Origin of the sequence: Arthrobacter agilis (assembly GCF_006494655.1) — a bacterium.
Taxonomy (GTDB): domain Bacteria; phylum Actinomycetota; class Actinomycetes; order Actinomycetales; family Micrococcaceae; genus Arthrobacter_D; species Arthrobacter_D agilis.
In genome coordinates this window covers 392528-405830 of sequence record NZ_VHIM01000002.1, presented here as the reverse complement: position 1 = coordinate 405830, position 13303 = coordinate 392528, and the positions used below count along the sequence as shown (strand labels likewise).

At 68.7% G+C, this 13303-nt stretch carries 11 protein-coding genes; 3 read left to right on the top strand and 8 right to left on the bottom strand.

Annotated elements, in window-relative coordinates; translation table 11 throughout:
- The first annotated feature begins 50 nt into the window (after positions 1-50).
- Positions 51-287 (top strand): helix-turn-helix domain-containing protein, encoded by a 237-nt coding sequence (locus FJV46_RS04655; protein ID WP_087029477.1) that lies wholly within the window; start codon positions 51-53, stop codon positions 285-287.
- A 148-nt stretch (positions 288-435) separates the two neighbouring features.
- Here FJV46_RS04655 and FJV46_RS04650 read toward each other — a convergent pair whose 3' ends face one another.
- Entirely contained in the window at positions 436-996 is a 561-nt protein-coding gene (locus tag FJV46_RS04650; protein WP_087029479.1) for a hypothetical protein, read from the bottom strand.
- A 117-nt stretch (positions 997-1113) separates the two neighbouring features.
- Between FJV46_RS04650 and FJV46_RS04645 the strand changes: the two genes are divergently transcribed.
- Positions 1114-1962, top strand: a complete 849-nt coding sequence (locus FJV46_RS04645; RefSeq protein WP_126130627.1) for a LysM peptidoglycan-binding domain-containing protein — start codon at positions 1114-1116, stop codon at positions 1960-1962.
- A gap of 444 nt (positions 1963-2406) precedes the next feature.
- On the top strand, positions 2407-2748 hold the full coding sequence (locus tag FJV46_RS04640) for an Rv3235 family protein (protein WP_126130628.1): 342 nt from the start codon (positions 2407-2409) through the stop codon (positions 2746-2748).
- Here the strand turns inward: FJV46_RS04640 and secA are convergent, their stop codons facing one another.
- The 7 genes from secA to mtrA all read right to left on the bottom strand — a co-directional run bounded on the left by secA (position 2749) and on the right by mtrA (position 13207).
- The gene (secA, locus tag FJV46_RS04635; RefSeq protein WP_087029484.1) at positions 2749-5457 is read right to left on the bottom strand and encodes a preprotein translocase subunit SecA; all 2709 of its coding nucleotides are present in this window, start codon (positions 5455-5457) and stop codon (positions 2749-2751) included.
- A gap of 122 nt (positions 5458-5579) precedes the next feature.
- On the bottom strand, positions 5580-6794 hold the full coding sequence (locus FJV46_RS04630; RefSeq protein WP_087030281.1) for a winged helix-turn-helix domain-containing protein: 1215 nt from the start codon (positions 6792-6794) through the stop codon (positions 5580-5582).
- 90 nt (positions 6795-6884) lie between these two features.
- Positions 6885-7619, bottom strand: a complete 735-nt coding sequence (gene hpf, locus FJV46_RS04625; RefSeq protein WP_087029486.1) for a ribosome hibernation-promoting factor, HPF/YfiA family — start codon at positions 7617-7619, stop codon at positions 6885-6887.
- 190 nt (positions 7620-7809) lie between these two features.
- Positions 7810-8787 carry a ComF family protein gene (locus FJV46_RS04620; RefSeq protein WP_087029488.1) on the bottom strand — a complete coding sequence of 326 codons (978 nt, stop codon included), beginning with the start codon at positions 8785-8787 and terminating at the stop codon, positions 7810-7812.
- Between the two features lie 62 nt (positions 8788-8849).
- The gene (locus FJV46_RS04615) at positions 8850-10553 is read right to left on the bottom strand and encodes an LpqB family beta-propeller domain-containing protein (protein ID WP_087029490.1); all 1704 of its coding nucleotides are present in this window, start codon (positions 10551-10553) and stop codon (positions 8850-8852) included.
- Positions 10543-12174 carry an MtrAB system histidine kinase MtrB gene (gene mtrB / locus FJV46_RS04610; RefSeq protein ID WP_240046474.1) on the bottom strand — a complete coding sequence of 544 codons (1632 nt, stop codon included), beginning with the start codon at positions 12172-12174 and terminating at the stop codon, positions 10543-10545. Before mtrB ends, FJV46_RS04615 begins: the two co-directional genes overlap by 11 nt.
- A 355-nt stretch (positions 12175-12529) precedes the next feature.
- A complete protein-coding gene (gene mtrA / locus FJV46_RS04605) occupies positions 12530-13207 on the bottom strand; it encodes an MtrAB system response regulator MtrA (RefSeq protein ID WP_087029491.1) in 678 nt (225 codons plus the stop codon).
- Positions 13208-13303: the final 96 nt, after the last annotated feature.

The window sequence follows — 13303 nt, the reverse complement described above, 5'->3', positions numbered from 1 at the left end:
CGATCGAGGTCGCAGCGGATGGCAAACTTGGAGCATGATCGGAACCGACCATGAAAGGCGGACAGGTGGCCGAGCGGCGCTTCCTCACCCTCACTGACGTGGGGGAAGTACTGAACATCAGCTCGTCGCAGACCTACGCACTGGTCCGCTCCGGCGAGCTTCCGGCCATCCAGGTGGGCGGCCGCGGGCAATGGCGCGTGGAGACCACGGTGCTGGAGGACTACATCGCGAAGGCGTACGAGAAGACAGCCTCGGCCCTGAAAGCCGATTCCGCCCCCTCCCTCTGACGCTCCCGCACCCGGCTCCGTCCTCCTGGTGCTCGTCCTGGGCCTGGTCCGGGTGCATCCGGCTCTGTGGTCGATGCGCGGTATCGATCGTGCCGCGACGATCCACGGCCGACCCTCCGTCGGTCCCTGGGCTTTCCGCGTCCGAGGCTCAGTCCGGGGGGCGTGCAGCGTCCACGGTGTCGATCGAAGCGAAAGGCACCGTGACGATATCGCGACGGGTTGCGGGGCCCCGGGCGTCCCCGTCAGCGGTGCCCCCGAGTTCGAGGAAATCGGCGCCCACCCTGTCGATCACGCCGTCGAAGCGTGACGCGGGGGTGATCGACCACAGGGAGACCGGCGATCGGTTCCTCGAGAGGACCCGAAGGGCCGATCCCAGCCCGAGTCTCGCGTTGATCCCCGCCAGCGGCTGACCGACGCTTCGCCCCAGTCCCCGGAGGACCTGCAGGGAGCCGACGGGTACGAGAATCGACCGCTGGTCCGAGAGCAGGGCGATCCACCCCGAGCCGACGTTCGTGAGGACCCCGGTCAGCGTCCGTCCGCCACGCGTACCCACGGCAACATGCCCACCGATGTGTCCGCCGAGTCTCTGCGCCAGGGTCAGTCGTGATTGCTCGGCGCGCGTCCGGTCCCTGATCTCACCCTCCTGCTCGAGGGTCATGGCGGTCTGCAGCTGCAGTTCGAGGTCCGTGAAGAGGTCATCCCAGCGCATCGTCCCACGGTAGGCCGCCTGTTCCGGCCGGTCAATCGAGGTCAAACCGTATCGGCGGATTCAAACGTAGACAAATGGCGCCAAATAGCATCAAACTGGAGTCCGGAAAGGAACCCCATGACTTCAGGTGATGCAGCACAAGCGGGAATGCTCCTCGGGACCGGGGCCGTCTCGGGCTGGGCGGGTCAGACCATCGGCCGTGCGCACACGGACGGAGCGGTCTGGGGGTTCGAAGCCCTGCTCGGCGCCGTCCTGTCGGGCGTGGGCTTCGCGCTCGTCGCGTGGTGGATTCTCGCGCTCTGCATGGCCGTCCTGGCCGAGGCCGTCCTTCGGAATGGGCCGTCCGCGGCAGCGGTCCTGGCACAGCGGTGCACACCGGCGCTCATGCGGCGTCTCGCTGTCGCGGCGCTGGGCGTCAACATGATCGCTGTCCCCGCGGTCGCGCAGGCCGCCGGGGACCCGCCCGGACGACCGCCTGCCGGTGGCGTCCGCCAGGCGGCCGCGCCCGACTCGCCGTTGGTGCTCGCGCCTGACGGCCTTGCCGGCCCGCCCGGATCGCCGGGGTGGGACATGGACACCGCCGACGGGTCCGGCGCCGTGCACGAGCACCGGACGGGCATCCTCCAGGTGGAGGAGCCACGGCACGCCGCAGAAGACGCGGAACCCACCGCCGCGCCTGAGACTCCCGGGGGATCCGTGTCCCCCGCCTGGAAACCCGTCGCGATGCCGGTCCAGGGAGGAGCACTCCTCCGGGGGCCGACACGCGCTGTCGACCGGCCGGCGGAGGTGGTGGTGGTCCCCGGCGACTCGCTGTGGTCGATCGTCGAACAACACCTCGGCCCGCTGGCCACCGCAGCCGACATCGCGGAAGCCTGGCCCGCCTGGCACTCCGCGAACAAGGCAGTGATCGGCGACAATCCGTGCCTCCTCCTACCGGGCCAGGTTCTTCACGCGCCTCCACCCTGAGTCACACCGAACCCGGAGCCGCCCCGCCCCGCACCGGCGGTGCGCAACGATCAACCACCCCGGCCCCTCGTTCCCCAGCGCGCCCGTCGCCGACGCACGAAACTGCAGCCCCTCCACCCGAAGGAAAGGGAACCGATGTCATCCGTCACCCAGCTCCGCCGTACCGCAGATTCCCTGCTCGCCGACGCGAGCGGGGCACCGAGACCGGTGGTCGCCGCACCTCTTCTGCCGGCAGGGGCGACGGTCATCCAGCTCAGACCCTCACCGGAACCGGAGGCCCCGTCGACCACACCACCGCCGGCTCCTCCGTCGACGGCTCTGCCATCGGCTCCCGCCGGGCCGGAGGAGCACAAGGGTCACGGCTCAGAAGCGGTCCCGGGCTGTCAGGGCACGACCGGTTCTCCAGCCTCCCCGGCCCTCGAGGACGGCGAGACGATGCACCGGATGGCCGGCATCGCGCGCTGTGTCGCCCAGGGCTCGCTCGAAGTGCTGGCGGGTTCCCGCCCGCTCCAGCAACTGTCGCGGTGGCTCGACCCGGAGAACTACGAACGTCTCCAGCTCCGGGCGAACCTCGTCCGCTGCATCAACGGTTCCCGGACGGCCGGAGCGGGGCCCTCCTGCGCGCTGCGGCAGGTCGTGGTGCGCTCGGCCCGCGTCTGCAGGATCGACGACGGCGTCTTCGAGGCGTCGGTCGTCGCCTATGACCAGAAACGCGTCCGCGCCGTCGCTCTGAGGATCGAGCGACGGCGCGGGACGTGGCGGGTCACCGCCCTCGAGATCGGCTGACTACTTCTTCCTGGTCTTCTTTCCCTTGGCCGGCGCAGGCTGGGCCTTGCTGCGCTCGACGTGCATCTCGGCCTCGCCCTGCGCGTTCGGCGCGGAGAAGTTGAGGGTTGCAGGCTTCGCGGGTGCTTCGAGACCTGCCGCCTTGATCGTCGGCGCCTGCACGATTCCCCGGGCATCCGTCACGCCGGGCAGGCCGGTCTGCGCGGGCGCGGACACCTCGACGTCGAGGTTGAAGAGATATCCGATGCTCTCCTCGCGGATGGACTCCATCATCGCCTGGAAAAGGATGAACCCTTCACGCTGGTACTCGACCAGCGGGTCCCTCTGCGCCATCGCCCGGAGGCCGATTCCCTCCTTGAGATAGTCCATCTCGTAGAGGTGTTCCTGCCACTTACGCCCGATGACCGACAGGACGACGCGTCGCTCGAGCTCCCGGAGGGTCTGCTCCCCGAGCGCTTCCTCCCGCGCCTGGTAGGCGAGCCTGGCGTCCGAAAGGATCTCGTTGTGCAGGAAGTCGCGTGTCAGCCGTGAGGATCCCCCGGCCTCCTCGATGACCTCGTCGGCCGAGAGCGTGATCGGGTAGAGCGTCTTCAGGTTGGTCCACAGGAGTTCGTAGTCCCAATCGTCACCGTGGCCCTGCGCCGTCGCCTCGTCGACCATCGCCGTGATGACGTCCTCGAGGAAGAACTGCACCTTTTCCTTGAGGTCACCGCCCTCGAGGATGCGACGGCGGTCACCGTAGATGGCCTCGCGCTGGCGGTTCAGGACGTCGTCGTACTTGAGGACGTTCTTCCGCTGCTCGGCATTGCGTCCCTCGACCTGGCCCTGGGCGTTCTCGATGGCCTTCGAGACGAGCTTCGACTCCAACGCGACATCGTCGGGCATGGTGGAGCTGTTCATGATGCGCTCCGCACCACCGGAGTTGAACAGGCGCATGAGGTCGTCCGTGAGCGACAGGTAGAAGCGCGACCGCCCGGGATCGCCCTGGCGACCCGACCGGCCTCGGAGCTGGTTGTCGATCCGTCGCGACTCGTGGCGTTCCGTCCCCAGCACGTAGAGCCCGCCGAGCTCGCGGACCTCCTCCTGCTCGGCCTTCACGGCATCCTTGGCGGCATCGAGGGCCTCCGGCCACTTCGCCTCGTACTCCTCGACGTTGTCCGCCGGATCGAGGCCGAGCTTCTCCAGCGCGGCGACGGCGTTGAACTCGGCGTTGCCGCCGAGCATGATGTCGGTCCCTCGACCGGCCATGTTCGTCGCCACGGTGACCGCACCCTTGCGGCCCGCCTGCGCGATGATCGCGGCCTCGCGTGCGTGGTTCTTCGCGTTGAGGACCTCGTGGCGCACGCCGGCCTTGGCGAGCTGCTTGGAGAGGTACTCGCTCTTCTCGACGCTGGTGGTGCCGACGAGCACGGGCTGGCCGCTCTCGTGACGCTCGGCGATGTCCTTGACGACGGCGTCGAACTTCGCGACCTCGTTCTTGTAGATGAGGTCGGAGAGGTCCTTGCGTGCCATCTCCCGGTTGGTCGGGATGGGCACGACGCCGAGCTTGTACGTCGACATGAATTCGGCGGCCTCGGTCTCGGCCGTACCCGTCATACCGGACAGTTTGTCGTAGAGGCGGAAGTAGTTCTGCAGGGTGACGGTCGCGAGCGTCTGGTTCTCGGCCTTGATGTCCACCCCCTCCTTCGCCTCGATGGCCTGGTGCATGCCTTCGTTGTAGCGGCGACCGGCGAGGATGCGGCCCGTGTGCTCGTCGACGATCATGACCTCACCGTTGAGGACCACGTAGTCCTTGTCCCGCTTGAAGAGCTCCTTCGCCTTGATCGCGTTGTTGAGGAACCCGATCAGCGGCGTGTTGGCCGATTCGTAGAGGTTGTTGATGCCGAGGTAGTCCTCGACCTTCTCGATGCCGTCCTCGAGGACGCCGACCGTGCGCTTCTTCTCGTCCACCTCGTAGTCGACCTCGACGGTCAGCTTCTGGACGACCTTCGCGAACTCGTTGTACCAGCGGTTGACGTCTCCTGACGCCTGCCCGCTGATGATGAGCGGGGTGCGCGCCTCGTCGATGAGGATGGAGTCGACCTCGTCGACGACGGCGAAGTTGTGGCCGCGCTGCACGAGTTCGGCGGCACTCCATGCCATGTTGTCCCGCAGATAGTCGAACCCGAACTCGTTGTTGGTTCCGTAGGTGATGTCCGCGGCGTACTGCTCACGCCGGGTCGCGGGGTCCTGCTTCGAGAGGATGCACCCACTCGTCAGGCCGAGGAAACGGTAGACGCGGCCCATCAGGTCGGACTGGTACTCGGCGAGGTAGTCGTTCACCGTGACCACGTGGACGCCCTTGCCGCTCAGGGCGTTGAGGTAGGCGGGCGCCGTCGCCACCAGGGTCTTGCCCTCCCCGGTCTTCATCTCCGCGATGTTGCCGAGGTGGAGGGCTGCCCCACCCATCAGTTGGACGTCGAAGTGGCGCAGGCCGAGGGTACGGCTGGACGCCTCCCGCACGGCTGCGAACGCCTCGGGCAGCAGCTCGTCGAGGGATGCGCCGTCCGCGTGGCGCTTCTTCAGCCGGTCGGTCTCGCCGCGCAGCTCTGCGTCGGACATTCCACGGAATTCGTCCTCGAGGACGTTGATGGCGTCAGCGTAGTTCCGGAGTCGCTTCAGTGTCTTCTTATCGCCGGTGCGGAGTACTCGTTCAAGAAGTGATGGCACTGGTATCTGCTCCCAATCTGATGCTGCCCAAAGTTGGCGTTTCTAGTCTACGGGAGAGACGTTCGGCTCCCCGTCGTGGTTCCCGTGCGGCACGGTCCTGCGAGTCGGGACAGCGTGTCCGCTCAGGGTAGCCTGCCGACCTGAGCGGCGAGCGCGGCTGCGAGATCGCCTCGCATCTCCACGACGATCTCGTCCAGGCCGAGCCAGGTCGCGAGCAGTCGCAGCTCCGCCGCCAGTTCCGCCGCAGTATCCGGCGGGGCTCCCGCTTCCGCGTAGCTCCCCCGCACGAGCAGCCGCCCGTTCGCCCTGTCCGCCTTCAGATCGAGGCGCGCCACGATGGCGTCGCGGAGGAGGAACGGCAGGACGTAGTAGCCATGGACCCTGCGTTCGGCGGGCGTATAGATCTCGATGCGGTAGTGGAAGCCGAACAGGCGGAACAGCCTGTCGCGTTCGAAGACGAGCGAGTCGAAGGGGCTGAGGAGCGCCCGGCCCTGCGCCCGCCTGGGGATCGCGGCCGCTGCGGGGTGCAGGTACCAGGGCTCGCGCTCCCCTTCGATGCGGACGCGGTGCACCGATCCGGAGCCGGCCAGGACCTCGAGGGCGGAGCGGGTCTCGCGCACGGGCGTCCGGAAGTAGTCGGCCACCGAGCGGGCCGAGGCGACGCCGAGCGGGCCGAGTGCACGTTCAGCCAGAACCACGAGAGCATCGGCGGCATCGAGACGACCTCCGGCGGCCGCAGCGTTCGGGAGTACGTCTGCCAGAGGGGCGTACAGCCGCTCGAACTGGGCGTTCCGTCCCGCGGAACCGATCTCCCCGCGGGCGAAGAGATCCTCCAGCACGCGCTTCGCAGCGGTCCAGCGCCAGCCCCAGCCCTCCGATGGGCGGGTCGGGTCGCCTCCCACCATGCGCTGGACGGTGGACGCTGTCAGCGGGACACCCTGGTCGAGCAGCTCGAGGATGGCTGGCTCCAGGAGCGCCCGCTGCTCGTGCGGAAGGTTCGACGCGCCCATCCAGGTGCGCCGCTGATGCGTCACCAGGTGGGGGTACAGATCCGGCGGGACCAGGCTCGCCTCGTGCGCCCAGTATTCGACCAGCGCGCGCGGCGCGGCGGAAAACATCGCGTCGAGGCGGCCGCGCTCGTAGACGCCCACCCGGGAAAAGAGGGGGAGATAGTGGGCGCGGACCAGGACGTTGACGGAGTCGATCTGCAGCACCTGGAGGCGGAGCGCTTCCCGTCGAAGCGCCCGCACCGAGGTCGGCGCCTCGAGCCGCGGGCGGTGCAGCCCCTGGGCGGCAAGCGCGATGCGGCGGGCCTGGGCGATGGTGAGGGTCTGCATGCTCCGGTGAACGGTCTCCTGCACGGAGCTGCCCCCGCGCGGGGCGCGGGGGCAGATCCTCGTCGTTGGCGGGCGTCAGACGCTATGGACCTATGCGGTGGCCGCTTCCTTGGCGCGGTAGGCGAGCAGCTCCTCATGGGGCTCCTCGGTGCCTTCCGCGCACTTCGCGTCGAGCGTGATGACGCCGTAGGTCCACGCCTGACGGCGATACACCACCGAGGGCGCACCGGTCGCCGAATCCACGAAGAGGTAGAAATCGTGTCCGACGAGTTCCATGTTGTCCACGGCGTCATCGAGGGTCATGGGAGTACCGGAGAAGACCTTGCGCCGGATCAGCACCGGCGAATCGCCCGCCGGGATGTCATCGGGCGAGGAATAGGTATCGGTATCTTCTTCCCGGGCCTCGGGCTCGTGCACGGTCTGGTCGACATCAGCTGTCGCCAGGTAGATGGGCTGTGCCGTGTCGGCAGGTTCGAGGTCGGCGGTGGCCACGCGAACGGCCAGCGGGGTGTGCCGGCCGTGGTGCACCTTGCGTCGGTCCCGCGCCCGACGCAGACGCTCCAGCAGCTTCGCATAGGCGAGATCGAAGGCCGCGAACTTGTCGGCGGCCGAAGCCTCTGCCCGGACGACCGGACCCTTGCAGAGCACCGTCAGCTCGACCGTGAGCGAGGTGTCCGCCAGACGTGCGCTGGGCTCCTTGGTGATTTTCGCATCGACGCGCTGTACCTTGTCGCCGAGCTGCTCTATCTTGTCGATCTTCTCCGTCGCGTACTCACGGAAACGGTCCGATACCGCCAGGTTCCGACCATTGATCACAAATTCCATGGTGCCCTCCACATCGCTAGGTGACACGACGACGGCCTAGGCGTTGTGCAGAGCCGCCGCCGACGGGTACGTGTCGTCACTGCGTGGTACCCGTACTTCACGGTAGTTCACGGGTGTCCGTTATTCACCCCTCCACGCTGCAAAAACTTCCGCTGGTTGACTGGGGACTGACTGGAGGTCGACTGAGGGTTCAGCCGGCTGCACGGGTGCCGGGAGCGGGAGGTACGGCAGCAGAAGCCGGCCCGGCCGTGGCGGCGATCACCACGGCACCGAGGACCGTCGCAGCTTCGCCCCGGAGCACGCGATGGACCTCGCCGATCGTGGCGCCGGTCGTCAGGACGTCGTCGACGATGATGCACTGCGCCCCGGCCAGCCGGCGGTGTGCGCCCGTGGTCGGCGCCATCGACAGCAGGACGTTCGTGCGGCGGCTACGGCGTCCGAGACCCTTCTGCCCGCCGTTCCCGCCGCTGATGGACCGCCAGGCCCGGAGTCCGGTGGGACGCGTCGCCCCCGACCGCGCGAGCATCGCGCGGATCCGGTGCACGGCGGACACCTGCCGGACGACAGGAGCCAGCACCGTCCCGGCGGGGAGGAACTGCATCCGGTCGAGGCGGGTCAGGAGGACCATGAGCGGGTCGTATCCTCGTCGGCGTCGGGACGAGGACCGCGTGGGTACCGGCACCAGCAGGACGGGAGACGCTCGTGTGCCGCTCGGGCCCAGTTCCGTGCAGGCCATGTGCAGTGCACCCGCCAGGGCTGCGGCGATCGGGGCCGCGACGTCGACCCGGCCGTGGTTCTTGTACGCGAGCAGCACGCGAGACACCGCGGACCCGTATCGTCCGGCCGCGATGACGGGAAGCGGCCCGTAGTCCGCGTCGTGATCCGCGGGCGATCGGGACGTCCCTGCGGCCCGGTCGACATCCGGCAACGCCTCCGCCCCGTCCTCGGCGCGGAACGGGCACGACGTCGCCCGCCGGAACGTCGTGGCGCAGGACCGGCAGAGGGAGGTGTTCCATGCGCCGCACAGCAGGCAGGACGACGGCAGGAGGAGGAAGGCGAAGGCGTTGGCGGCGCCCCTCAGCATCCGGGCCGTCCGCCCGAAGAAGAGCCGGTCGAGGCGGCCCGCGATCGACGAGGCGGAACGGGTGGAGGACGGCGCAGTGGGCATGGCACCACTTCAGCACCGGCGACGGTCACCGTCCCCGGTGCCGGGCCCATATGTGGACAGGGTCAGCCCGGGAAGGCGGGGTCCAGGACATCCAGGTTCTCGTCCACCCAACTGGTGCCGAGCCGGCTGAACAGCGTCTCGGCCGTCTGCGCGTAGAAGGTGTCCTCCGCGTCCGACCCCGCGCTGATCCCCAGCACGCCGACCAGGGGCGCCATGGTCTCCTGCTCGCCGCTCAGCTGGAGCACCGTCGGTTCCACTTCCGCGTCGGCGGACACGGGGGAGGCCACGATGGTGCTTTGGCCCGCCCATTTGGCGGTGTCGACGGCCACCGCGACGGGCAGCGACAACGGCGTGGTGAGGGTCTGCGGTGCACCCTGCGCGGAGCGGGTGATGCCTGTGAGCAGGAGTTCGCCGGTCTCGCCGCGATCGGTCACGATCAGGGCCCGCGATCCGTCCCGAGAGACGCGCAGATCCTTCACACGACGGTCACCGAGCCACCCCGCCGCGAGGACGACGGCGTTGTCCTTGGACCCGCCGGGTGGGATCGCCAGCACCTCGGTGGTCCCGTCGACACGCCGCGAGGTCCACACCCAGTTGTCGGGATCGAACGACGGCTGGGTCAGCGATTCCCCGTCGGCGATCTCGCGCACCTCGCTCCCCGGCGCGGTCACGAAGAGCTTCGTGCGGTCCTCGTCCAGGAAGGAATAGGCACTGCCCGAGACCGACGTGGCCGGTTCCCTGGGGTCGAAGGACGACACGGACGGGAGGCCTTCGATCTCGATCACCGATCCATTGCGCACCCGCACCAGCTGGTTCCCGCTGATGGCCACCTGCTCGCCACCGACGTCGGGCGTGAGCTCGGGGACCACGAGGTCCGGCGCGGCGTCGCCCAGCTGGATGGGCTGGCCGCTCGTCATCTCCACCGAGGTGACATCGTTGAGACCCACCAGGTTGGCGCTGAGCTGCTGGTTCATCTGCTGGAGCGCGAGATCGGTCGCGTTGTCGAGGACTTCGGCCGTGAGATCGACCGAGGCCTTGCCCGAGGTGATGGGGACGGAGTCCCGCGCCAGTTTGACGCCCTCGGGGAAAGCACTGGTCACGGAGCCCTGGAGGTAGGTGACGGGGCCCCCGAGCATCGCGGCGACGATCCGCGCGGTGACTCCCGTCCGCCGGACGAACCAGCGGGCATCCGGTACCCAGTAGCGGTAGTTGCTGCTGTAGAAGTACAGGCTGTGCGAGATCAGGAGATCCCTGGCGCTGCTCTGCGCGATCATGATGCCGTCGGGTATCTCGTCGATGCGCCACTCACCGTCGACCTGGACCATGCGCACGCCGAGCGTCTCGGTCGACGGCACGGTGGTGTTGCTCCGGACGCCCCTGGCGTCGATCGTCCCGGTCGTCTCGAGCTGGATCTGGTAGACCCCTTCGGCCTCCCGCTTCTCGACCCGCGGGTCGGACCGGAACAGGACGATGCGTTCCTCGGGCTGCCAGGTGTCCTGCAGGCTGGTGGTCAGGAACTGGCGGGCCACGCTGTAGCCCTCACCGGCACCGGTCCCCGCCGTGATGAAATCCAGCAGGATGCGCTCGGGCGAGGCACCGGGGGCCGGGCCCTGCGGGTCGAAGACCGGTTCCACGGCCTCGGCGTCCCCGTCCGCGGCGGAGATGACACCGACGGGACCCGAGGTGGGGATGGCAGCACACCCGGTCGCGAGGAGGACGAAGGCCAGCAGGAGGGCGAGGACCGCCCGCGTCGCGCTACCTGCCATGGCTCCCCCTCGGGTCGGGTGTGGCGCCGGACCGGTGGGACTCGACCTCCGAGATCACCACCCGCCCGACGTCGTGCGTGACGGCCGACGGCGGAAGGGCCAGGGGCGACGCCGCAAGCTCGGCGCCCTCGTGCCGGGGCAGCGTGAGCCGGAAGCAGGCGCCGTCGCCCGGCATCCCCCACGCCTCCAACCAGGCGCTGTGCAGGCGGGCGTCCTCCGTGGCGATCGAGAGGCCGAGGCCGCTCCCTCCGGTGGTGCGTGCGCGCGCCGGATCAGCGCGCCAGAAACGGTCGAAGACACGCGAGGCCTCCAGCGGCGCCATGCCGATCCCGTGGTCCCGCACCGCGACGGCAACGGCTTCCGGATTGCAGGCGATGTGGACTTCCACGGGCTTCGACTCGCCGTGCTCCAGGGCGTTGACGATGAGATTGCGGAGGATTCGGTCGATCCGCCGGGCATCGGCGTCGGCGATGCACATCGTCTCGCTCGACACGATGGTGACCTGTGATCCGAGACGCTCCGCGAGGGGGCGCGCACCGTCGATGGCGTGCTGAGCGAGTTGCACGATGTCCACCGATTCCGCTTCCAGGACCGCTGCCCCCGCATCGAAACGGGAGATCTCGAGCAGATCGGCGAGAAGCGCCTCGAACCGTTCCACCTGGTCGAAGAGGATCTCCGCGGACCGCTTGTTGATCGGGTCGAAGTCCTCACGGGCGTCGTGCAGGACTTCCGCGGCCATGCGCACCGTGGTCAGGGGGGTCCGGAGCTCGTGCGACACGTCGGACACGAACCGCTGCTGCATCTGGGACAGCTGCGCCAACTGCGTGATCTGGTCCTGCAGGCTTCCCGCCATGTGGTTGAAGGAGACACCGAGCCGTGCCACTTCGTCCTCGCCGGTCACTTCCATGCGTTCCTGGAGTTCACCCGCTGCGAGCTTCTCCGACACGGACGCGGCATAGCTGACCGGCAACACCACGCTGCGCGTGACGTACCAGGCGATGGCGCCGATCACGACGAGCAGGACGAAGCCAGCGAACCAGAGGACGCGGTGGATGTCGTCGAGGGTGGACTGCATGGTGGACAGGTCGTAGTAGACGTACAGCGCATAGGGGGTCTGATCGGGAGGGAGCGCCACCTGGGTACCGAATGCCAGGCCCGGCGCGCTCGTCGAGCCGTTCTCCGTCACCGGGATCACCACGGGCGCCCAGTAGACGTCCTGGCCGGTCGCCACCGCTGCCTGCAGGTCCTCGGGCAGCATGCTCGCCGTGACCCCTTCCTGGCTGCCCGTGGTCGGGATGACCAGGTCCTCGTCCGTCGCGATCTGCACCAGGATGGCCTGGCGGGGTGCGTCGGAATCCATTCCGACGAGACCGCTGATGGAATCAACGACAAGCCTCGTGGTGGTCCCACGGTCCGTTGCCGACGAGTCCCGGAACACCGCCTTCGTCTCGTCGAGGGCTTCGGTCGCCTCGGCACTGAACTGGTCGAAGCGCTGGTCGTAGAGCGCATCGGCGATCTGGGTCGAGAGGAATCCGCCGACCGCGACGAAGGATACGGAGGTCAACAGCATCGTCGCGACGACGGTCCTGAACTGCAGCGACCTGCGCCAGTGGAGCGCCACAGAGGCGAGGGAGGATCCGACGGCGGACCGGGTCCGCGACCAGCCCTCACCGAGACGCTCGGTATACCGCGGGGATCCGGCCCCGACCCGGGGGGCGTCCGCTGCGGAGCGGACCCGGGGGGTGTCGTCCGGCTCCGAAGGGTGGCCGGAGTGCCCGACGTCGGAACCCTTTCCGCCATTCCGGCGGAGTCGGTCGAGCACGGTCACGGGGTGCTCGACGGTCGGCTGTTGCGCGACACCCGCCGGCGCCCTGCCGACCGATGCCTGCAGGACGCCCGCCTGACCCCCGCCGGGCTGCGGGGACTGGACCACCGGGGTGCCGGGAGAGTCGTCACGACCCCCCGCACCGCCGGCATCAGCCCTGACCGGCCTTGTACCCGACACCACGCACCGTCAGCACGATCTCGGGCGCCTCGGGGTCCCGCTCGATCTTCGAGCGCAGGCGCTGCACATGGACGTTGACCAGCCGCGTGTCCGCGGCATGGCGGTATCCCCACACCTGCTCGAGGAGCAGCTCGCGGGTGAAGACCTGCCAGGGCTTCCGTGCGAGCGCCACGAGGAGGTCGAACTCGAGGGGGGTCAGCGACACGCGCTCCCCGGCACGCGTCACCTCGTGCCCGGCGACGTCGATGCTCACCTCGCCGATCGTGAGAGTCTCGGGGGCCTTCGACTCGGCGGGCCGGAGGCGTCCGCGGACACGTGCCACGAGCTCTGCCGGCTTGAACGGTTTGGGCACGTAGTCGTCGGCCCCGGACTCCAGACCGCGGACGACGTCCGACGTATCGGACTTGGCCGTCAGCATGACGATGGGGAGATCGGATTCGGCACGGATCTGCCGGCAGACCTCGATGCCGTCGATACCCGGCAGCATCAGATCCAGCAGCACGAGATCGGGATTGCGCGCCCGGAAGACACCGAGCGCGGCCGACCCGTCAGCGCAGAACACCGGGTCGAAACCGTCGTTGCGGAGGACGATCCCGATCATTTCGGACAGGGCCTCGTCGTCGTCGATGACCAGTATGCGAGCCTTCATACCCCAATACTGTCCCATCAGGCCCGCAATGTCGCACCGGCCGGCGCGCGCGGCATGTCCAGGCCCACCGCGCCGCTGCCCGACCCGACCGGAGGA